Source organism: Flavobacterium sp. FlaQc-30 (assembly GCF_044005885.1).
Classification (GTDB): domain Bacteria; phylum Bacteroidota; class Bacteroidia; order Flavobacteriales; family Flavobacteriaceae; genus Flavobacterium.
In genome coordinates this window covers 255,364-279,417 of sequence record NZ_JBIPCO010000007.1, presented here as the reverse complement: position 1 = coordinate 279,417, position 24,054 = coordinate 255,364, and the positions used below count along the sequence as shown (strand labels likewise).

15 protein-coding genes are annotated in these 24,054 nt (G+C 33.8%); 6 read left to right on the top strand and 9 right to left on the bottom strand.

All coding sequences use genetic code 11. From position 1 onward, the window contains the following. Positions 1-33 precede the first annotated feature (33 nt). A complete protein-coding gene (locus ACHRV0_RS16650; RefSeq protein ID WP_129022853.1) occupies positions 34-1,479 on the top strand; it encodes an alpha-L-fucosidase in 1,446 nt (481 codons plus the stop codon). Between the two features lie 29 nt (positions 1,480-1,508). Then, positions 1,509-3,623, top strand: coding sequence for an alpha-L-fucosidase (locus ACHRV0_RS16645; protein WP_395441666.1), 2,115 nt, complete (start codon positions 1,509-1,511; stop codon positions 3,621-3,623). A gap of 95 nt (positions 3,624-3,718) precedes the next feature. Here the strand turns inward: ACHRV0_RS16645 and ACHRV0_RS16640 are convergent, their stop codons facing one another. The 7 genes from ACHRV0_RS16640 to ACHRV0_RS16610 form a co-directional block, all read right to left on the bottom strand. After that, the gene (locus ACHRV0_RS16640) at positions 3,719-5,911 is read right to left on the bottom strand and encodes a GH92 family glycosyl hydrolase (protein WP_395441727.1); all 2,193 of its coding nucleotides are present in this window, start codon (positions 5,909-5,911) and stop codon (positions 3,719-3,721) included. 55 nt (positions 5,912-5,966) lie between these two features. Next, positions 5,967-7,451, bottom strand: a complete 1,485-nt coding sequence (locus ACHRV0_RS16635) for an alpha-L-fucosidase (protein WP_395441665.1) — start codon at positions 7,449-7,451, stop codon at positions 5,967-5,969. Between the two features lie 311 nt (positions 7,452-7,762). After that, positions 7,763-10,084, bottom strand: coding sequence for a family 20 glycosylhydrolase (locus ACHRV0_RS16630; RefSeq protein WP_395441664.1), 2,322 nt, complete (start codon positions 10,082-10,084; stop codon positions 7,763-7,765). 255 nt (positions 10,085-10,339) lie between these two features. Next, complete coding sequence (locus ACHRV0_RS16625) at positions 10,340-11,419, bottom strand: putative glycoside hydrolase (protein ID WP_129053469.1); 1,080 nt, start codon at positions 11,417-11,419, stop codon at positions 10,340-10,342. A gap of 6 nt (positions 11,420-11,425) precedes the next feature. After that, positions 11,426-12,493, bottom strand: coding sequence for a carbohydrate-binding family 9-like protein (locus tag ACHRV0_RS16620; protein WP_395441663.1), 1,068 nt, complete (start codon positions 12,491-12,493; stop codon positions 11,426-11,428). 7 nt (positions 12,494-12,500) lie between these two features. Continuing rightward, entirely contained in the window at positions 12,501-13,466 is a 966-nt protein-coding gene (locus tag ACHRV0_RS16615) for a glycoside hydrolase family 130 protein (protein ID WP_089056379.1), read from the bottom strand. Between the two features lie 215 nt (positions 13,467-13,681). Beyond that, positions 13,682-15,559 carry a sodium:solute symporter family protein gene (locus tag ACHRV0_RS16610; protein WP_395441662.1) on the bottom strand — a complete coding sequence of 626 codons (1,878 nt, stop codon included), beginning with the start codon at positions 15,557-15,559 and terminating at the stop codon, positions 13,682-13,684. Between the two features lie 540 nt (positions 15,560-16,099). Here ACHRV0_RS16610 and ACHRV0_RS16605 point away from each other — a divergent pair. Both ACHRV0_RS16605 and ACHRV0_RS16600 read left to right on the top strand, forming a co-directional pair. Continuing rightward, on the top strand, positions 16,100-17,158 hold the full coding sequence (locus tag ACHRV0_RS16605; RefSeq protein WP_395441661.1) for a sensor histidine kinase: 1,059 nt from the start codon (positions 16,100-16,102) through the stop codon (positions 17,156-17,158). Positions 17,159-17,222: 64 nt separating this feature from the next. After that, positions 17,223-17,936, top strand: a complete 714-nt coding sequence (locus ACHRV0_RS16600) for a LytR/AlgR family response regulator transcription factor (protein WP_395441660.1) — start codon at positions 17,223-17,225, stop codon at positions 17,934-17,936. Between the two features lie 10 nt (positions 17,937-17,946). Here the strand turns inward: ACHRV0_RS16600 and ACHRV0_RS16595 are convergent, their stop codons facing one another. Further along, a complete protein-coding gene (locus ACHRV0_RS16595; protein WP_395441659.1) occupies positions 17,947-18,279 on the bottom strand; it encodes a hypothetical protein in 333 nt (110 codons plus the stop codon). Positions 18,280-18,287: 8 nt separating this feature from the next. Then, complete coding sequence (locus ACHRV0_RS16590) at positions 18,288-18,641, bottom strand: DUF488 domain-containing protein (protein ID WP_395441658.1); 354 nt, start codon at positions 18,639-18,641, stop codon at positions 18,288-18,290. A gap of 266 nt (positions 18,642-18,907) precedes the next feature. On the opposite strand from ACHRV0_RS16590, the gene ACHRV0_RS16585 reads away from it, so the two are divergent. Further along, positions 18,908-20,140 carry an ROK family protein gene (locus tag ACHRV0_RS16585; RefSeq protein WP_395441657.1) on the top strand — a complete coding sequence of 411 codons (1,233 nt, stop codon included), beginning with the start codon at positions 18,908-18,910 and terminating at the stop codon, positions 20,138-20,140. A gap of 478 nt (positions 20,141-20,618) precedes the next feature. Then, a complete protein-coding gene (locus ACHRV0_RS16580) occupies positions 20,619-24,053 on the top strand; it encodes a SusC/RagA family TonB-linked outer membrane protein (RefSeq protein ID WP_395441656.1) in 3,435 nt (1,144 codons plus the stop codon). The last annotated feature ends 1 nt before the right edge of the window (position 24,054 follow it).

Here is a 24,054-nt window from a genome sequence, read left to right as displayed (position 1 = left end):
TCTAACCAAATACAGATAAAACAAACAACCACAATGAAAAATAAATTCCAATTATTATTTACAGCATTAGTCTGTGCCAGTGCCTTCTCGCTGCATGCCCAAGGTGATTTCAGCATGGAAGCCAACAAATCTGAAGAAGCAGGTTATATTGCACCAAAAGATCCATTAGTAAAAGCAAATCTTGACAAATGGCAGGGTTACAAATTTGGTGTATTAATCCACATGGGGCTTTACACTCAATTAGGAACAGTTGAATCTTGGGGATTAGCTCCTGAAGATTGGGTAACTAGAGATGGTTACAACGATTACTACAAATATGCTACTGATTATAGAAATACAAAATACAAACTCAATCCTACGAATTTAAATTCAGAAAAGTGGGCTAAAATGTTCAAAAATGCGGGGGCAAAATATATGATATTTACCTCCAAACATCATGATGGATTTTGCATGTATGATTCGAAATTTACTGATTTTAAAATCACAAATCCAGAATTGCCGTATAGCAAAAACGCAAAAGCCGATGTACTAAAAGATGTTTTAGATGCTTCAAGAAAAGAAGGTTTGGCTGTTGGTGTTTATTTCTCGAAGCCTGACTGGACAACCGAAACTTTTTGGTGGCCGTATTATCCGCCAAAAGACAGAAACCCAACTTATGACATTACTAAATTTCCTGAAAGATGGAAAAGTTATGTGCAATACACTCAAAATCAGCTGAACGAATTGACTACAAATTATGGTAAAGTTGATATACTATGGCTTGACGGCTGCTGGGTTCGACCGCTTTCAACCATCAATAAAAAAGTAGAAGAGTTTTGCAAATATCCTTATGATATGGATATTGACATGAAATTAGTCTCAGAAACTGCCCGCAAAAAACAACCAGGTATGCTCGTTGTAGACCGCTGGGTTCCTAGTGAATATGAAAACTATTTAACACCAGAACAAAAAACACCTGAAAAACCATTAAGCGTGCCTTGGGAAAGCTGCATTACTCTTGGTGGAGCTTGGGGATGGGTACCAAATGATCATTATAAATCTTCAAAAGAAGTCGTTCAATTAATGACAAGCATTGTTGTTAAAGGCGGAAACTTGTTACTGGGCGTTGGTCCAGATGCCAAAGGAGAATTTGATCCAAAAATTGAGACTACTTTAGCTAATGTTGGAAAATGGTTAGCTGCAAATGGCGAAGCTATCTACGACACTAAACCTGTTGCACCATACTTAGACGGAAAAGTGGGTTATACTCAAAAAGGAAATGCTGTTTACGGCATCTATATGCCATCTAAAGAGGAAAAAGAGCTACCAGCGTCAATCACTATCAAAACGGATAAAAAAGGCGGTTTAAAAGTCTCTTTATTGGGTACTAAACAAAAACTAGCCAGTAAAAAAGTAAGCGGCGGTATTGAAGTTACAATTCCGCAAGAACTTAGAACTTCTTTAGCCGCACAAGAAGCTGTTGTAATTAAAGTGATTTAAGATTCTAAATAAAATATTAAATTCTAAAGATGAAAAAACAATTAATAACAATTTTGGGATGTCTCGCCTTTTTATCTGTGACAGCTCAAAGAATTAGCGCTCCTGTTCCGTACGGTGCATTGCCAAGCGAACCGCAATTACGCTGGCACGAAATCGAGCAATATGTTTTAGTCCATTTTACGCCTACAACTTTTCAGAATAAAGAATGGGGATATGGCGATGCCGATCCTAAAATATTTAATCCAACAAAATTTGATGCCAGTCAAATTGTAAACGCAGCAAAATCTGGTGGTTTTAAGGGCGTTATTTTTGTGGCTAAACATCATGATGGATTTTGTTTGTGGCCGACAAAAACAACAGCTTACAACATTAGCGCAAGTCCGTTTCGTAATGGAAAAGGCGATATGGTAAAAGAATTTGAAACCGCAACACGCAATGCAGGAATGAAATTCGGACTTTATTGTTCGCCTTGGGACAGAAATAATGAAGATTATGGAAAACCTGAGTATGTTACTAAATACCGTAATCAATTAAGAGAATTATACACGAACTACGGTAAATTATTCATCACTTGGTTTGATGGTGCAAATGGCGGCGACGGCTATTACGGAGGCAAAAAAGAAAGCCGAAGTATTGACCGTGCTACTTATTATGATTGGGACAAAACGTGGGCAATTTCTAAAGAATTGCAGCCTGAAGCTGTTATCTTTTCTGATAATGGTGAAGTGCGCTGGGTAGGAAACGAAAGAGGTTTTGCAGACGAAACTTCTTGGGCTACTTTTACGCCTGAACCAATAGCTGGAAAAACGGTGGCTGTGCCAGGAGAAACTAATTATGAAAAAGCGCCAACTGGAACTCGAAATGGTAAGTACTGGAAACCTGCTGAGTGTGATGTACCGCTTAGAAATGGCTGGTTTTATCATGCTAACGAAGACAATCACGTAAAATCAGTTTCGGAGTTGTTTGAAATTTACTGTAAATCTGTAGGTCGCGGTGCTGGTATGGATATTGGTCTTGCACCTACAACAGAAGGTATATTGCACCCAAATGATGTAAAAGCGTTGAAAGATTTTGGAGATTTTTTAAAGCAGACATTTTCTAATAATCTTGCGCAATCTGCTGTGATTACAGCTTCGGAAGTTCGAGGTGAGAACCAAATCTTTTTCGGGACCAAAAATCTTACTGATAACGATCGTTACTCGTATTGGGCAACAAGTGATAATGTAAAAAAAGCATTTATAACTTTAGAATGGGATAAAGAGCAAACCTTTAATATCATTCGTTTAAGAGAAAATATCAAATTAGGTCAACGTATTGAAAAAGTCGAAATTGAAGCTTTCGCTAATAAAAATTGGAAAAAAATAGCTGAAGCGACAAGTATTGGCGCTAATCGATTGGTACGTTTACCAAATTATATTACAACTTCAAAATTGAGAATCCGCATTGTAGAATCTCCAGTTTGTATCACTTTAAGCGATGTAGGTGTTTTTAAGGAACCTGAACAATTGCCTCTTCCAAAAATTAAAAGAGACAAAAATGGTACTGTTTCTATCACCACTGAAACAACTGTAAATCAAATTCATTATACAATTGACGGAACAGAACCTACTTTACACTCACCAATTTATAAAGCAGCTTTTTCGTTTTTAACTTCTGGCGATGTTAAAGCCAAATCTTTTGGAATGGATATGAAATCTGGTGAAACAGCCATTCAATCCTTTAATGTTTGCAAAAAAGACTGGAAAATAGTTACTGCTTCTTTCGAAAATGAACAAACATCACATGCTATTGATGAAAATGCAGAAACTATTTGGAGTACCGCAGATAACACATCTTTAATGCCTTTGCCACAATTTATAGTTATTGACATGGGACAAGAATTGGATATCAAATCTTTATCATACTTACCTCGTCAAAACGGAACTGGCGGAATTGTCAAAGATTACCAATGGCAGGTAAGCAGCGACAATACAAATTGGACTACAATTGCTGAAGGTGAATTTGCTAATATTAAAAGTAATCTTGTTGAGCAAAACATTACTTTAAAAGCATCAGTAAAAGCCCGATATATCAAATTTACAGGAAAAACAACTGTAGACGGCAGATATATTACTGTTGCTGAAATTGGCGTAAAAACGAAATAATCCTAATTTCTTTTATTAGCTTATGAAGCAAAAAAAAGACCATTCAATTGAATGGTCTTTTTTTACTTTAATTGTAAATAGACTTTTACTCTAAATTATTCCTGAATGACTTTTAACGTTGTTCCGTTTACAAAATCATCGTGATTCATAAAAAAACTATTTAATGTTTTTCCGTTTAACTGAATTTCTTTGATTTTTCCGTCAGTATTCTTTACTCTTTCAATTACTACATTTTCTTTATTATAATACCTTGAATCTAACTTAATTGTTACTTTATCAAACATTGGTGTTGTAATGGTATAAATTGGATCTCCCGGAGATATTGGATAAATTCCCATCATAGAATACACCAGCCAAGCTGACATGGTTCCTGTATCGTCATTTCCAGGTAATCCTTTGGGTTCATTTCTGAAATATTCTCTCACCAATTTCTTAACCATTTCCTGACTTTTCCATTCTTCTCCTTTTACGTAATTGAATAGATAAGGATACGCAATATCAGGCTCGTTTGCCATATCAAATTGTTTGATGTCAAAAATTTTCTGCAATTGATCAGAGAAAACTTTATCACCGCCCATTAATTTAATAAGTCCTTTTATATCATGCGGCACCATAAAAGCATATTGCCACGCGTTGCCTTCTATAAATCCAACATTTTCCTGAAAATTAGCCCCTGCATTAGGATCAAAAGGCTCATACCATTTTCCGTCAGCTGTTCGTGGTCGAAGTAATTTTAAGTCTTTATCATACAATTTTTGATAGGATAATGATCGTTTATAAAAACGCTTATAATCTTCTTTTTCTCCTAAGGCTTTTGCCATAAGCGCAATCGCATAATCTGAAGCATTATATTCTTCTGTTGTTGAAACTGATCCATGATAATTTGTAGACAAATATCCTTTTTGAAGGTATTCTTTAAGCCCTGGACGCAGCGGATTTTCTTCAATTTGATCCGCTCCTTTCAGCATGGCATGATAGGCTTTGTAAATATCAAAATCCTGAATTCCTTTTAAGCACGCATCCGCTATAACTATACTCGCAGGATCTCCAACCATTGTAAATGTTTCCGTCGAATTCAATTCCCATTTAGGCAGCCACCCGTTTTCATCATACATTTGCAGCATACTTTTTATCATATCAGATTGCTGCTTAGGATAAACTAAAGAAGTTAACGGATGCATATTGCGATAGGTATCCCATAAAGAAAACACTGTATATCGAGTACCCAAGGTTTTACCAATCTTACTTCTTTTTATTTGAGGAAATTCTCCGTTAAGATCATTTAAAGTATTGGGATGAATTAAAGTATGATACAAGGCTGTGTAAAAAATAACCTTATCTTGATAAGAACCGCCTTCTACCAAAATTTTAGAAAGCTCTTCGTTCCATTCGTTAAATGTTTCTTTATAAACATCATCAAATGATTTATATCCCGTTTCTTTTTCCAGATTCTCACGAGCGTTTTGAATACTTACATACGAAACTCCTATTTTTACTTCAACCGTTTCTTCTTTATCAAATTGATAGGTGAAATAAGTCCCAATGCTATCTCCAACAACCGTTTTAATCGTATTTTTCATCATTCGGGTTTTACCATTATAACCCATCCATTGTGCTTCTGTACCTTCGTATTTAGGTGTATTTTTCCAAACGCCAAAATTATTTGCTGGTTTCGAAAACTTGGCTACAAAATAAACAGGATAAGCGTCTTCAGGACTATTATAGCAAAATGAGCCTACAGAACGCATTCCTTCAATCTCTGTTGAAGAAACAACTTTTACCATCGCTCCTTCTTCATTTGTTAATCCTAAACCAAGATTCAATAAAATATTAGACTGCCCTTTCGGGAAAGTAAATTTGCTTACTCCTACTCTTTTCGAAGCCGTAAATTCTCCTTTAACTTTATATTTATCAATGTTTACACTATAATAAGCGGTTTTAGCCAATTCTTTAGAATAAGTAGAGCCATATTTTAAGTGATTGGTTTCGACCGCTCCTGTTGTTGGCATTAACAAAATAACACCTAAATCAGGACAGCCTACACCACTTAAATTTACCTGACTAAATCCGGTTAAGAATGTATTCTCGTTTACATAAGGATTCGACAGCCATTGACTGTCTTTTTCTAAACTATTTTGTCGTCCAGCTACATTAAAAGGACTTATGCTTGCCATTCCTCTTGGAGCAATCGGTCCAGGAAAAGTAGCTCCATAATTAGAAGTCCCTATAAGCGGATTTACAAAATCTGCAGGTTGTTGGGCAAAAGTATTTATGCTAAAAAACAGCATGCTGAAAAAACATGCTGCCTGTGTTATTTTACTATTAAAAATCATATTTAATTCTCTATCTGTTAATCGCTTCAATTTTTAAAGTCCAAGCTTCTTTACATGGTAAATTATTACGTAAATTTTCTGGAATTGTAACTTTAAATCCGTCCGCAAATTTAGTCCATTTCAATGGTATTTTCGAACCTAACATTGTAATTTTTGTTCCTTTTTTAGGATTGATCGATTTTAATGTAATCTCTGCAGGAATTTTATCTTCTCCCTCTTTTGCTAGATAAAACAAGTAAACACTTCCTGCTTTATTCTGTGTCATACAAATATTATCTTCCTTATAAGGTGCAATTGGTTTAGTGTCATAAATTGCAGTACTGTTTACTTTCATCCAATCTCCAAAAGAGGCTAATAAATCGTACGCTCCCTGCTGCCATTCTCCTTCTGGACTTGGAGCAACATTCAACAATAAATTCCCGCCTTTTGCCACTACATCAATAAGCATATGAATCCCTTGTCTGCCTGTCATATATTTTGCATCTGGAGTGTACGACCAGCCGCCGCCAGAAGTAATACAAGATTCCCAAGGATAAGGAAGTGTTTTTTCAGGAACGCGATTTTCAGGTGTCAAGTAGTTTTGATTCTTACCATGAACTGCTCTGTCAACAACAATTAAACCAGGTTGTTTCTGACGTGCTTTTACAACCAATTCATCCATTTTAACATCTTGGCTTACCACTCTATGTTTTATAAAACCGTTTTTATATGTGTTCTCTAAAAACTTAGATTTATAGTGCTCGCTAATACTCTTTTGATCTCCTTTTTCTACCCAGCCGCCATCAAGCCATAAAATATCAACTTTTCCGTAATTGGTTAAAATTTCTAAAATTTGATTGTGGGTAAAATCAACATATTTCTGCCATTTTTCAGGATATAGTGCTGGATCATAATTTACGTTTCTATCAAACGGAGGAAAATAAGGATCCCAATAATTTTCGTTGTGCCAGTCTGGTTTAGAAAAATAAGCTCCTGTTGAAATGCTTTCATTTCTAAAGGCATTAAAAACTTCTTTCAAAATATCCGCTTTTGGATTACTGCTGAAAGCACATTCTTTATCAGTTACCTTGTAATCTGTGTATTTAGAATCATACATCGAAAATCCGTCATGGTGTTTTGTGGTAAAAACCATGTATTTCATTCCTGCCGCTTTTGCCGCTTTTGCCCATTTTACAGGATCAAACTTTGTTGGGTTAAAGGTTTTCTTTAAACCTTCATACTCTTTTACATATTGACTGTAATTACTCGGATTACTGCCTTTTTTACGCTCGCACCATCCATAATCTTCAGGACAAATCGACCATGATTCTACAATTCCCCATTGACTGTATGTTCCCCAGTGCATTAATAATCCAAACTTTTTACCTTGCCATTGTTCTAAGTTTTTTAAAACTAATGGATCTGTTTCCGGTACATAACGTTCGTCTTCATAAATAGCCTGAGAGAACATTTGTGCAGAAAATAATACTGCGATTAATACTATTACTTTTTTCATCTTTGGTTTGTTTTTTTTGGTTTGGTTTTACTGCAAAAATTTGAACTTAGATCGCAAGAAACTTTAGTTTTACACTAAATAACCACGATCATTGTCATTTCGACGAAGGAAACTCGAGCGATAGCGAACAGGCGAAGCAAATCTTCGAAAGAAACTCCACAATCAAAAGCGACAATCTTTGTAGAGCTACTCGCGAAGATTTCTCCTTCGTCGAAATGACAAAAATGCGCAAACTAACTTCAATCTTAAGCTTTTATCAAAGTTCCTTACATCTTTGGTTTAAAACTTTTACATAGTTTAATTCTTATTATTTAATTCACTAAAATCTCATCCACAAACAACCAAGAACTTTCGCCTCTTGGACTTTTCTTTAAGTTTGACGCAATTACTTTTATGAATCGAACATTGGTTTTTTCAAAATTGATTTTAAAATCTTTTAACTCTGAAGTTGGGTTAGATGCATATGGGCGTGATATTTTACCTACTTCTTTGTATTTTATACCGTCATTTGAAACTAAAACTTTTACTTGTATCGGGAAAAATATGCCCGCACCTTGACTTTCTAAAGTTCCAACAATTACTTCTTTTACACTTTCTTGTTTTTCTAGATCAATAACAAGTTCCATGTCGTTAACCAGCCAAGCCTGCCATTGTCCATCATGAAAGTTCTTAGATCCACGAATTGTATTTACCATCGTAAAAGGACCGTCGCCTTTGTAACTGTTATTAAATGGTGTTAAGTAATTAACTTTATGCGCCACTGCTTTGTGAAATACAATTGTGTCTGTAAACGTTTTTCCAACTGGTTTTTCGTTTTGAAATAGAGAAGCTTTTAAAACTGTAGTTTGATTAAACTGAATTGGATTTGTATATTTTACAGCATTTACATCTAACGTTTTATCCCCTAATACATATCGAATATCTGGATTTGGAAACTCATTTTTCAAACTCACATTAATTTGTTTCTTCACTATATCTGCGTTTGAAACTGCTGTAACTAAATAAGCACTTTTTGCATAATTGATTCCCAAATAATCGTAACGTTTTAATAAGGGTGCTAGTCTTGTTGTAAAGTCATTCCAATTACGGCTTTCTTTAGAACTCCATAAAACTTCGGATAAAGCAGCTAATCTTGGAAAAATCATATACTCCGAATCTTTTGGTGCCAAAAGGAATTCGGCCCATAAATTAGCTTGTCCGCCCAAAACATGTGCCGCTTCCTGCGGTGTCATTCCAGATACAACGGGATCAAATTCGTAAACTTTATTTAAAGGATTGTAAGCATCAAAAGCTAATGGTTCTTCATTTTGAGGTCCTTGGTAGAAATTAAAATAACAAGGAGATTCTGGAGTCATAATAACATCATGACCTTGCTGTGCTGCTTCTGTTCCTCCTTTTGTTCCTCTCCAGCTCATTACGGTAGCTTCTGGAGCTAAACCGCCTTCTAAAATTTCATCCCAGCCAATAAGTTTTTTGCCTTTAGAATTGATGTATTTCTCCATTCTTTTTACAAAATAACTTTGCAGTTCATGAACATTTTTTAAGCCATGTTCTTTCATTCTTTTTTGGCAATGCGGACATTTTTCCCAGTTTGTTTTTGTTGCTTCGTCACCGCCGATATGAATATATTTTGAAGGAAATATTGTAATTACTTCATCAATTACGTTCTGAAGAAACTCAAATGTAGATTCTTTTCCTGCACAGTAAATATCCGTTATTGGCCATAATCCGCCAGATGGCACACCAATACGCTGATCAAAACACGCTAATTCTGGATATGCAGCAATTGCACTGCTTACGTGTGCCGGCATTTCGATTTCAGGAACAACTTCTACATTTTTTGTTGCAGCATATTTTACGATTTCCTTTAATTCCTCTTGAGTTAAAAATCCGCCGTAAGTACCTTTTTGGTCAGGGTTTGTAAGCAATCTTGCATTCCATGCTAAATTTTCCTGATCGACTCTCCATGCCCCAACTTCTGTTAATTTTGGATATTTTTTAATTTCGATTCTCCAACCTTGATCGTCTACTAAATGCAAATGCAAAACGTTCATTTTGTGCATTGCCAAACGATCGATTGTTGCCAGAATATAATTTTTATCAAAGAAATGACGCGATAAATCCAACATTAAACCTCTCCATTGAAAACGAGGTTCATCCGTAATAGTTACATTCGGAATTTCCCATTTTGCAAGATTTACAGCATTTTTACTTTCAATTGCTGTTGGAAGTAATTGTCTAATGGTCTCTAATCCGTAGATAAAACCTGCATTCCCTTTTGCTGTAACAGTAATTGTATTGTTATTGATTTCTAATTTGTAGGCTTCGTTGTGAAGATTAGAATCAACTTTAAACTGTATGTAATTATTCTTTGGCGCTTTTGTTCCAATAATTGGGCGCCAGCCTGCTGCAGCTCCAAATTTATTTATTAAAGCGTTTGAAATATCTTTTTGAAAATCTGTTGTGGCAACAAATACGGTATTCTTAGAAAACTCAAATGATCCTGTTTGTAAAACCAGCTGATTGGGTTTTGGAATGATTTGAATGTCTTTCTCTGTAAAAACTTTTTGACTGTAACCCGAACTTAAAACAGCTAAAAATAGTAAGGTGAATAAGGGTTTTAATGTTCTCATAATTATTATTTTAAATAGGATATGATTTTAAACTGGTGTATTTTTTTATCCTTAAAAAGATACTCTTTTTTAGAAAACGCTATGTATTTTTCTGTGTCATTGCAACATTCTTAAAAAACACAATAGGAAGCATTTACGGCTCCCTATTATATTCCTTTATTTTATTGTTCTGTCAAAACGTTTGGTATACGCTCGCAGCTGTTATTGAAGTAATTTGTAACGATACTATGCTTTTTTTCTAAAGAAAGTATTTGATTATTTTAAACTTGCTTTTGTTTCTTTAATTGTTTTAAAGTTACTTTCAGACAAAGCATTTCCATCAAAGAAAGAAACTCCTACTGCTCCGTTTTCTTTTGCATATAAAATAGCTTCTTTCAGCTCTTTATCTGTCTTTAAACCTGGAACATAAATTCCTGTGTTGATTTTTGTTTTTTTATCTTTTAAATCAGCAACACCTTGTTTTGTAGCATAACCAACCCAGTCAATTTCCTCATCATAAAAACTGTTGTAAATCATTGGATATACTTGATCAATATTCCATTTGTCCCAACGCTGGCGCACCATATGATCTGCCATTTCTGGATAAGGAAATACCGCTGCAGTAAGGTTTTTGTTGTGTTTATGCACAATATCATAAGCATCATTAACCACAGCTTGAATAGCATTTAATCTAAAGTTTTTCCACTCCATATCGATTGAAGTATTGTGGCTTTCTTTTGGGTTTTTATGGTGGATTTTTTCGAATGCTTTTACACATTCGTCACAATAACAAAAGTCAAATTGAGGCAATTCTACATCTTGAACTAAGTTGTATTTTGGCAATAAACTAATTGGTAAAAAGATGTCTGGGAAACGAATATAATCTAAGTGAACACTTTCGATTCCTTCCACTTTTGCTAATTCTTCAACTAATTTTAAAACATGCTCTCTAGATTCTTTTCTAGTTGGGCATAACCATTGGTAGTAATCTACATAAGGGCGTGTATCAAAGCAGGATTTACCTTCTTTGCTTACTTGATACCATTCTGGATGCTGCAATGCAATTGAGTCTCCAGGTCTGTTCATTGCCATAATCCAAGCATGTACTTTTAAACCTTCTTTTGTTGCCAAAGGCACTAAACGGCTTAAAAGTTTCGGATCTGTCGAAGTATTTATCAGTACTTCATCAATTCCTCCGTCTTTATATTTTTTAAACTCTTTAGTATAATCTGCATCCGATTTTTTGGCATCGGCTGTAGTCCATACTCCAAATTTAAAAGTGGTTTGTTCTTCTTTTTTAGTACATGAAAAAATACTAAATGCTAATAAAAAAAGTAATAGTTTTGGTAGTTTCATAGTGGTTTATTTTGTGATTATTTTTCCATCCTGCCTTATTACAAATGTTGTATTGGTGAATGGACTTTTTACTAAAATATTATATCCTGATGAGTGATTCTCTATTGTTGGTTTTAAAACTTTACCATCAACACTAATGCTTTTTGTGGTAAGATCTGCAATAGACTTTGCCCAAGTTTTATGTTTTTCAAAATATCCTTTTTGAGCACGATATAAAGAATACAATTCCCATCTTACTTTTTCGTCTTGCGGAATTGTAAAGGTATCTTTTCCTTCTTTGGAGGAGAAGTAAACATAACCCCATTTTTCTGGCTCATGCATATTGATTACCCCCATTGGTGACCAAACCCAGTTGTACTCAGGCAAAAATTTTCCTTCGGCATCTTTCTTTCGCTCATAAGTTCCATTTTTAACGCTGTGCTGCCAGTTGACTCTCGAAAAATTGACTCTCCAAAATTTATCAACGGGAACATTTTGATCAAAGAATGTGGTTTTGTAAGCTGCCCATGGAATTGCCATTTCTAAAACCCAGCCTTCATCTGTATCATTTGGATTATTAAGTGTTCCGTTAACTTTTACTGCCGATTTTAAACCTGGAATATTCCAATCGTTTGCCACGACAATATCACTTTCTCTATAGGGTTTTGTCAAGAACAAATCCCAAGCTGTATTTAAAGCGTTTATTTCTAATTCGTAATAGTTAAAAGTATCACTGTCTGGATCAACAAAAACTTCAAAATCATTGTTGTAAAAAATAATGGTATCGCGTTGTTTTAAATTTGCCCAAACGTGCGGTTCTTCCATTTTTGCTAATATATAGAAATTGGTTTCATCCCAAAGCATTTTTACTTTGGTTGCATACTTTGGTTTTACACCATTTTCAATATCTTCAAAAAGATCTGTCCAATCTGCTTTACTCCACGAAGCATCAGATTCGTCTCCGTCAATTACGATTGGTTTGGTTGTTTTTGCCGCAACATAGGTTTTAGGAATAACTGGTTTCTTTGACTGTGAATATCCAGTTATCGAAATCAAGCCTAAAGCAACAGCAAGCCATTTAAGTTTTAAAACCATCTCTTTTTTATAAACTGTTATCTTTTGTAAACTGAACTACTTCACTTAATTTACCAAATGCAATAGCAACTACTGTATCAGCTGCACCATAATAAACGGCTAATTTATCTTCTTCTGTATCATGCAAAGCGGCACATGGAAAAACTACGTTTGGTACATCTCCAACCATTTCATAAAGTTCTGCAGGTCCTAATAAATAAGGCTGTGTTCTGTATTTTACTTTGTCTGGAGAATCAACATCTAAAAGTGCTGAACCCATTGCATAACGGAAACCGTTGCAAGTATTAATAACTCCGTGGTAGATCATTAACCAGCCTTCGTTTGTAAGAATTGGAATTGGTCCTGCTCCAATTTTGGTACACTGCCAAGCACTATCTTCAAATGGAGTTGGTTTCATTACCAAACGGTGTTCTCCCCAATATTTCATATCTGGGCTGTAACTAATCCAAATATCTCCAAAAGGTGTATGTCCGTTATCACTTGGACGGCTTAACATAGCATATTTTCCGTTGATTTTTTGCGGGAACAAAACACCGTTTCTGTTGAATGGCAAATAAGCATTTTCACATTGAAAAAACTCTTTAAAATCAAACGTATATCCGATACCAATCGTTGGTCCGTTGTAACCATTACACCAGGTAATCCAGTAACGATCTTCGATAAAAACAACACGCGGGTCATATTTATATGCAGATTCGATCATATCTGTATTACCTGCTTTCATTTCGATTGGTTCGTGATTAATTTCCCAATCGATTCCGTTTTTACTAAAACCGGCAAAAATGTTCATTTGAACTGCTTTATTATCACAACGGAAAACTCCCGCAAACCCATCTTCGAAAGGAACTACAGCACTGTTAAAAATACTGTTTGATGATGGTATAGCATATCTTTCAATAATAGGATTTTCAGTGTATCTCCACATTACATCATTACTGTTTTCGGGTCTGTCTTGCCAAGGAATAGTGCTCATTTTTATATTTTTTGTTTATTGTTTTTTTTCTGTTGTTTGTTGTAAAGACTTTATCAAAGCTTTTTTTCTAAACACATAGAAACATAGTTTTTAAAATTTAAAAAGTGGTTTTGGTTAGTTCAAAAGATGCAGCTATATGTGTGGAACCTTTCTTTTGTAATTATTCTTTTCTAATTATAAAAATCTATGTTTCTATCGTGTTTACTATTTTTTTCTTAATCCGTTATTTTTCGAACTTTATCCAGCCAAGTGAATTTTAAAATTATCATTGTTACTAAAAATACCAATAATGCAGCAAAAGCTTTTGGATAATCTCTGATCACAAAATAAATTGGAAGTAAAATCATGCTTGACTGCCACACAATTCCGATTACACAATTTAGCATATCTTTCCAGAAATCGTTGTTTTTTTCGAAACTTTGGTCTTCTGTTTTTAATGTTTTATAAACTGGTCCCCACCATCCCCAAGGTCTAACATTGGTATAGAAAGATCTTAAAACTTCCATATCTGTAGGTTTGCTTAAAAACGTTCCTAAAAGACATCCTAAAATTGAGAATCCAAATATTGCTGGAAACAAGTAAATCGCCTGTACTTGTGATAAATCATACAAAAATGTTCCTTCTGCAAATGTTCCTTTATACTGTCCTAAAACAAATTGTAAAGAAGCTACGATTAAACCTGCAAACATTCCCCAGAAATATCCCCAACCGTTAAAACGCCACCAAATCCATTTTAGGAAATTGGCTGCCACATAACCGCCGTATAAAGCACTTGTAATCCATAGCGTTAAAGAATTAATCGATTCTGCGAAGAATCCCATAAAAACTCCTAAACCAACCACTACGAAAGAAGAAATCTGACTTACTTTTATATAATGTGCATTTGATGCAACAGGCTTGAAATATTTTTTATAAATATCATTTACAATATAAGCTGGTCCTGCATTTACAAAAGCAGAGAATCCAGACATAAAAGCAGCTAATAAACCTGCTAGTAAAAGTCCTTTAATACCTACTGGAAGATATAAATTGACCACTTTTGGCATTAATAATTCTAAATCGGCTCCAGTTAAATTTAAATTAGCATTTAATTCTGGCGCTAAATTTATCAAGGCAATTACAACAATTCCTGTAATTAATAAATATCTTGGAATGAATAAAATCAAGTTGGTAAAACCACTCATATAAGCAGCTTCTTTTACAGATTTTGTCGACAAAATTCTTTGTAAATCATAACTTGGCGTTGGTCCTGCAACACTGGCGAAGAAACCTTTAAACAATGTCATTCCGATAAAAGCGCCAAACATTTTATACCCTTCAGAATCAATTAAATTATTGAAAGTCTGGAATTTTTCACTCCACTGCGTTTCAAACTGCCATCCAAAGAAGACGTTTTTCCATTCTTCGGTAATTACTGAGTTTATTTGAATATCGGTATAATTTATAAAAGCGTAACCTGCAATTAAAACACTGGCAATAATCATAATTAAATATTGCACAACTTCAGTTGCTACAACAGAGAACATTCCGCCTTTTACGGTATAAATTGTAGTTAAAAATATGATTATCAAAGCATAAGAACGCTCTGAGGTTAATAGAATTAAATCACCAGAATGAAGCGTTAAATCCCAAGGAAGAATAATCGTTATAAATTTCCCAATTCCTTCAAAAAAGTAAGCAATGAAACCTATTGTAGAAATAATCGCAAAAATAGCGACAATAATATGAGATGCTTTTCCGGCTTTATCGTTTCCAAAACGAGTTAAAATCCATTCAGAACCCGTCATTACTTTTGACCTTCGTATCCAAACGGCGAGAAACATCATTACAAAAATCTGATTCCAAATGGGCCAAAGCCACATAAACATAAAGCTTTTTACGCCGTATAAAAACAGTACTCCAATCATCCAGGAAGTCCCTGAAACATCAAACATTCCTGATCCGTTACTTAAACCTAAAAAATACCATTTGATTGTTTTTCCGCCAAGGAAATAATCATCTAAACCTTTTGAAGCTTTTCTGGAAATCCAGATTCCTATTCCTACTGATAGCACAATGTATGCTATGATGATTGATATGTCAATGATATTCATTAATTATAATATTGTTTTTAGGGGTTAGTTAAATTTATGTTGGTTTTCCATTTTTATTCGTTACATTTTTAGACCAATAAGGTTGATCTATTGCTTCGACTTTTATGGCATGGACTGCAATGTAAAGTCTCAGGATTTGAAGATGTTGATCCTACATAGATTTTAGAATCTTTAAGAAAAACTTGGTAATAACACGGTATTGATCTTTTGTAAGCATGACTTGATATTTTATAATGTTGAGTGTTTTTCTTTGTTGCAAAAGCAAGTTTTTTTCCAGCGGTTTTAAATAAAAAAATTCTCAAATCACTAATTACTGTTTGTTGAACAAAGAAAGCTTGTTGACTATTATTTTTAATTTGCTTTATTTTACAGCTTACTTTTAGAATTACAAACAAAACTTACAAGTAAGACCATTCATTAAAAAAAATAATAATTTAACTTTAAATTTATGCAAAATTGAATTTTACTTAAATTATTTTAGACAAACGACATCTAAACAAAGACAAACATCAAAAAAGGTCTCAAAACATACTTTGAATTATGAATTTCAGCACGAGCAAATTATATCGAATACCATTACAATATCATATCCTTTTTTGGCTTACTTATTTCTTGTTTAATACTTTTCGCTGGGGGATTTATTTTAATGATTACGGCTACTCTTTCAAGACTAATTTACTGGGCTTTCCTATCCACATGACCTTGTGTTACTTGAATATTCTAGTCTTTATGCCTCATTTGGTTTATCGAAAAAAATACCTTTTATATATACTTGCGGTTTTGTCTTCGATATTTATAATGGTTATTATAAAATTCAATCTTACGTATTTATTGATAAATCATGATGTTTGGCCGGAAGGACCAGAAACTATCGACAAACTTTCACTCAATTACACAATTGATATGATGATTGGCGAATTGTATGTAATCACTTTTGTTACGGCTATTAAGATTACATTAGATTTTATGAAAGAGCAAAAACGCGTAACTGATCTTGAAAAATCGCAATTAGAAACAGAATTATTGTTCTTGAAATCTCAAATATCTCCGCATTTTCTCTTTAATACACTTAATAATATTTATTCGCTGTCTGTCGAAAAATCAAACAAAGCACCAAAAATTGTACTTAAGCTTTCAGAGTTAATGCGCTATATGCTGTATGACACAAAAAATACCAGACAATCGCTGGAAAATGAAATATTATGTATTCAGAATTATCTTGATCTGGAGCGAATTAGGAACGATGATCGATTGATTATAAATATGTCTGTTTCGGGAGATATTCACGACAAAGAGATTGCTCCTATTATATTATTGACTTTTATCGAAAATGCTTTTAAACATGGTGTAAACAAAAACACTGGAAAAGTTGTAATTGATATTAAATTTAAGGTAAAAGGCAATTTTCTGCATTTTTCAGTTTCGAACCCACAGCCTGAAACTACTGATCTTGAAGACAATTTTAATGTATCAAGCGGTATAGGTATCGAGAATGTAAAAAAAAGGTTAGAACTAGGTTATAATAAAAACGAGTATAACCTTTCATTTAAAAAGAAAAAGAATATTTTTGTCGTAAAGCTTGTAATTAAAGTCACTTAAGACGACTTTTCTTATATTAAATTTATACGCTGGATTATTTTGCTTAAAAAGTAATAATAGAGAAATGAAAATAAATTGTTTGATTATAGATGACGAGCCATTGGCTATTAATGTTATTAAAAATTATTTAGAGCCACTTGAAAATTTTGAGGTTGCAAATACTTTTAGTAATCCAATAGAAGGTTTAAATTTTGTAAAAAACAATAAAGTTGATGTCATTTTTCTAGATATTAATATGCCGGTTCTTGATGGTATTAATTTTATAAAAAGCCTCGAAGATCCGCCTTTACTTATTATTACTAGTGCGTACAGTCAATTTGCAATAGAAACTTACGAACTTGATGTTTTGGATTTCTTAGTAAAACCTATCGAGTTTCCAAGGTTAATGAAAGCCTTGAACAAAATCAGTAAAAGACTGGAAAATAAATCCAATCCTACTCCTGAAAATTCTGCCGAAAATCCTTTTATTTTTATCAAAATAGATAAGAAAAGAATGAAGAAGATTTTCCTGAATGAGATTTTGGTTATCGAAAGCTTGAAAGATTATTTAAAAATAAGCACCTTAACAGGCAAATACATTATACACAGTACCCTGTCTGACTTTACAGATTTACTACCGGAAAGAAATTTTTTAAGAATTCATAGATCGTATACTGTTGCCATTGATAAAATCGACGCAGTTGAAGGAAACAGCGTAGAAATTGAAGGCTTAAGATATGTAATTGGCAGATCGTACATGGATCATGTAAAACAAAGAATTTTAAATTCTGCTAACTAACTTTTACAAACTACAATTCCAGAATCTCAATCTTCGAATCTTCTAAATCAGTTGTGATGTATAATTGACAGGAAAGCCGAATATTCTCAGCCGTATATCCAAGTTTAGATAATGTTGTTGGTTCGTTTCGATCTTTTTTTAACGCATTTTCTTTAATATCATTCAACTTGATAATGCAAGTGGCACATCTGCCAACGCCGCCGCATTCGCCAAAATCATCTAAAAAAAGCTTATCTCGAAGCAAAAACATCAAATTTGGATATTCGTGTACATAAGTTTCAATTTTATGAATTGTACCATTGTGTATAACAGTAAAGCAAATACTCTTTCTATTTGTAATCAAAACTCAGGTTATTTATTGTTGAGCAAAAAATCTCTCAGAATTACTGCATGATTTATTATAGGATCTTTTGCGGCATATAATAATGTCAAAGATTTCTTTTCTGCCATATTTCTTAAACGTGTTGTTTCTTCACTTTTTAAACTCAATTCTTGAATGTAACGTTTAGTAAATTCGGCGTAACGTTCCTCTTCATGAGCAAACCACTTACGTAGTTCTGTCGATGGTGTAATTTCTTTATCCCATTCATCAAAACTTAAATCTGTTTTACTAAGTCCGCGCGGCCATAATCGATCAACAAGGATTCGGTACGTTCCATCACTTGTTTTATTATCATAAACCCTTTTTATAATTATAGTTTTCATTTTTATTAGCTTCTTTTTGCAGCTGATACTTTTTATTTATTAGAAACAAAATTCAGAAACAGCCACCATAACACCACATTCTATAAATTTACGAATTAATTGACAGTTTGAAAACATCATTTTATGGGTTCTTCATCTTTTATTAAAAAAGACAGAAATTTAAGATCCCTACACGCTATTTTAAATAAATTTAATATTGTCTGCCATTTTTTAATTCTAATTTAAAAAATAAATTAAATTTGTGTCAACCCATAAAACACAAAGCAATGAGTTTAAAAGATTTATTAGACAATAGTAAAGACAAAAGTCTGTCAGAACAAAAGTGGCATATGTTAAGACAATTTATCACTAAACGTTTGCTTACTGGCGGAAATGCAACCATTGCCGAATTAAGTGCTGAAATACAATCGAGCGTTCCAACGGTGACTAAAGCTGTTAACGAACTACTGGCTGAAGGTTATGTTGTTGATATGGGCAAAATTACAAACAGCGGAGGAAGAAGACCTTCTTTGTTCAGTATTAACCCAACTTGTGCTTATTTTCTTGGGGTTGAAGTAGGATTAACAAGTATGTCTATAGGACTTCAAAACATTAAAAATGAATTAGTAAGCATAGAACTTGGAACTTCATTTGCATTAGAAAATACTCAAGAATCTTTATTAAACTTCTGCAACTTAATCAACTCTTTTATAGAAGACAGCTCTGTTGAGAAAAAATTGATTGTAGGAGTCTGCATCAACTTTTCTGGGCGAATTAATTCAATGGAAGGTTTTAGCTATAATTATTTCTTTAGCGAAAACAGACCTTTAACCGAAATAATCTCTGAACAATTAGATCTTCCTGTTCATTTAGAAAATGATACTCGAGCAATGGCGTTTGGTGAATATTGTGAGGGTGTTGTCGACGATGAGCAAAATATAATTTTTGTAAACTACAGCTGGGGAGTTGCTATTGGGATGATAACAGATGGAAAACTTTATTATGGTAAATCGGGCTATTCTGGAGAGTTTGGGCATAGTACTATTTTTAATAATGAAATCATGTGCAAATGCGGAAAATTAGGTTGTTTAGAAACCGAAATATCAGGCTGGTCACTTGTAAACCAATTTAAAGAAGCAATAAAAGACGGCAAACAATCTAAGGTTCTTCTTGACGATTCTTCATCAGAACTGCAGCATCATACTATAATAAAAGGAGCGGTAAATCTAGAAGATACTCTTTGTGTCGACCTTGTGACACAGCAAAGCGAAAAAATGGGACGTTATTTGTCTATTCTACTCAACATCTTCAATCCTGATTTATTGGTGATTGGAGGAGATTTCGCACAGTTAGGCGACTATTCCTTACTGCCAATTCAATCTGCATTAAAAAAATATTCATTAGGTTTAGTTAACCGAGATATGAAGCTTAAAAAGTCTACTTTAGGCCGTCGTGCAGGCGTTATAGGTGCATGCTGCGTTATAAAAGAAAAGATGTTATTCCCTCTAATCAACAACTAATTTTTAGTTTTCTTTCTTAATTATTAAAATATTTTAATAACTAAAGTTATTATATTAAAATATTTTATATCTTTACTTCGTAATAATAAAATAATTTATTCATAAAGTTATCATAACCTTGATTAAGCTGTTAAAATTTAATCAATCTATAATAACTAAAAAAAATGAATATTGATTTTATTGTTATGAAGCATTCAACATTAATACATCATTGAATATGAGGCTGATTAAATCCTCATTAAAAAACAAATACAGGAAGGAGAAAAAGGAGAATACAAATTTTTATACAGTAACAATAGAATTAAAGATCATAGAGAATTATCATTAGAACCAATTGCATACCCCATTTATTTTCTAATCATAAAAAAGCCAGCTAATGCTGGAAACATAGCTGGCCAGTTCCGTTAAGGAACAATGATTGGAGAATAAACATATAGACCTTTAACAAAGTTATTATTAACCAAACCATTACAAAAGTATGAAATTATTGCCTAAAAGTAAACCTAAAAATTGTAGGTTTACTCCTAAACACGTAAAAGTTATTAAATTAACGTCGACGTTACTTTTAGTTTTTACTATGCAGTTAGCTGCTGCAAAAACGGAAAGAAGTATTGTTTTTACAGATAAAAATGTAAAAAAGAACAGCACTATTCAAAAGAAAGTAACCGGAAAAGTGACCAATGAAAAAGGAGAATCACTGCCGGGTGTAAATATCGTTGCTAAAGGAACTAATGTAAGTACACAAACCGATTTTGACGGAAACTTTGCTTTTGAAGTTCCAGATAATGCTACAACCTTAATCGTTACCTATATAGGTTTACAAGATCAGGAAGTAACAATAACAGGAGGTTCTCTTAACATTGTTTTGAAAGAAATTGGACAGCAGATGAATGAGGTAATTGTAGTAGGATATGGTTCTCAGAACAGAAGAACTTTGAGTACTGCCGTTTCTAAACTAGACAAAAAGGTTTTAGAAAATGTACCTTATTCAAACGTAACCCAGTCTTTACAAGGAAGTGTAACTGGTTTGGTGGTTAAAACTTCATCTGGTCAACCTGGAAAAGCATCCAATGTGATAGTCCGAGGAGGTACATCTATCGACAACCCTTCTGGAGCAACACCTTTGTATATTGTTGATGGTGTAATTCGTACGCAGATTGACGATATAAATTCAGCAGATATTGCTTCGCTTCAAGTTTTAAAAGATGCCGCTGCTACCTCTATTTATGGTGCAAGAGCTTCAAATGGTGTAATTATCATTACTACTACAACAGGAAAAGCGGGTAAACTAAAAGTTACTTATAATGCCTCTACACAAATCAGCCATATTGCAAAAAAATACGACTTTATGGATGGCGGAGATTATATTAAATTTCAACGTCAAGGTTTGTATAATGCCGCAGAACTTGCTGGACTTTCGACAACTACAGGTATTGCACGATTAGGACAATTAACTGGTGCTACGCCTGCAGGAACAGGAAATAATTTGCAGAATAATACTCCTTTTGCAACATTACTAAAGTCTAATTTATCAGCAGATACCGTTAGTCAATTACAGGCAAAAGGCTGGCAGGAAATCGCAGATCCATTAAATCCAAGTAATACTATTATCTACAAAAGTACGGATTGGAACGATGTTTTATTTCAAAGTGCTGTAACGCAAAATCATAATCTTGGTTTCAGCGGAGGTACTGATACTGGTGTTTTTGATTTGAGTCTTGGTTATTTAAAAGGCGATGGAATTACCATTTTTACAGGTTATCAAAGATTTACAAGTAAATTGAATGCATCATTAAAAGTTGCTGATAATTTTACTTTAAACGGACGTGTGTTATTTTCTAAATCGAGCAATAATCAAGTTGTTGCTAATAGTGTTGTTTTCAACAGATATTTAGGAAACTCGCCTACAACAAAAATGTATTTAGAAGATGGTTCACTGGCTCCGGGGCAAAACAACATCAATGGAAATCCATTGTATCAAATGGGTAAAGTAAAAGGAATCAACGAAAACAATAAACTGCAAATGAGTGTAGATGGTGAATTAAAACTGGCAACAGACTTTACCTTCACTCCTTCTATGTCTCTTTACAGCGAAAACGAAAACGACAATACTTTTCAACAGGCTTTTTTAAGCGGAAGCAGCGGATTGGTAGACAATACACGTACAGCAACTCGATTAAGCAATCAAATTTATCAAGTACAATACGAAGGCGTTTTTGCTTATAAAAAAGGATGGGATGCGATTGGTGATTTTGATGCCAAATTGGGAGCTTCAAAATACGATCGAACAATTAAAGCTTTTAATGCTTCAGGAAAAGGAAGCCCTTCTGACTTAGCACAAACTTTAGATTCTTCTCCAGTTCCGGTTTCAGTTTACAGCAACAATACTAAATTAGTTTTAAACAGTGTATTTGGACGTTTAAATTACGATTATAAAAACAGATATTTTGCTACAGCTTCTTTCCGTTATGATGGTTCATCAAGTTTAGGACCAGACAATAGGTATGGATTTTTTCCAGGAATCTCTGCTGGATGGAATATGCAGGAAGAAAAGTTTTGGACTAAAGTTATGCCTAAATTCTTTTCATCTCTTAAACTTCGCGGGAGTTATGGTGTAAATGGTAACTTAGGAACTTTAGGTGATTTTCAGGCTGGCGGATTATATGCTGGTTCTACAAATGGGATAGCCAACAGTTACAACGGACAATCGGCAATTATTAATTCTCAAATTGCAAATCCAGGTTTAAAATGGGAACAATCTGAAACAATAAATGGTGGTTTTGATGTAGGTTTTAATAACGATAAGATTAGAATTATTGGAGATTTCTACAACAAGTTAACTTCAGATTTATTAACGAATTTGACTTTACCTTCAAATAGTGGTTTCTCTACCGTTTTAACTAATTTAGGAGGATTAAGAAGTAAAGGTTTTGAGCTTGAAGTACAAGCAAATCTTTACAATCAAAACGATTGGAAAATTAATGTTGGAGCAAACGTTTCGCACAATACAAACACGGTTGAAAAGCTTCCATTTAATGGAAACACAAATAACAGAATTGGCGGAACAGAAATTTACGATGTAAAAAGCGGTACTTACAAATATGTAGGCGGATTACAGGAAGGCCAAAAAATTGGAGATTTCTATGCACACAAACAATTATATATTCTTTCAACTCAAGCTGAAGCCGATGCTTACAACTTAAAAGTTCAAGATACATATGTAACAAAAACTGCTGCAAACGGCGGTAACCCAACTGGTAAAAAATTCGCTGGAGATGCCGTATTTGAAGACACTGATAATAATGGCATAATCGACAGCCGAGACAGACAATACATGGGTAATATGTTCCCAACATTTGTAGGAGGATTTAATTTTGATGCTGCTTACAAAGGATTCTCTTTAACAGTTAGAACAGATTACTCGTTAGGAGCTACAATTTACAACGAAGCAAGAGCACGTTTCTTAGGTCAGTTTCAAGGAAACTATGGTTTATTAGCCGAAAGTGCACAAGCTTGGCAAAAAGAAGGTGATATTACAGATGTTCCTCGTTACCGTTGGGCAGATCAAACTAATCAAAATAACTTATTTAGATCAGAAGCAAGCGGTGCAGCTTACAACACAAATATGTTTCAAGGTAACAGCCGTTACTACGAAAGCGGAGATTACTTATGTATTAGAGAAATCACATTCAGTTACAACTTTCCAAAATCGTTAGTCGAAAAAGCAAGATTAACATCATTTCGTTTGTACGTAACCGGAAGCAATTTATACTACTTTACTAAATACAAAGGATTAAGCCCTGAAGTGCAAGGTATCGACGGAGGATCTAGTTTAGGATTAAACGCTGCTGGATCTACTGGTACTTATCCAGTGCCTAGAAACATTATACTTGGTTTAAATATCGGTTTGTAAA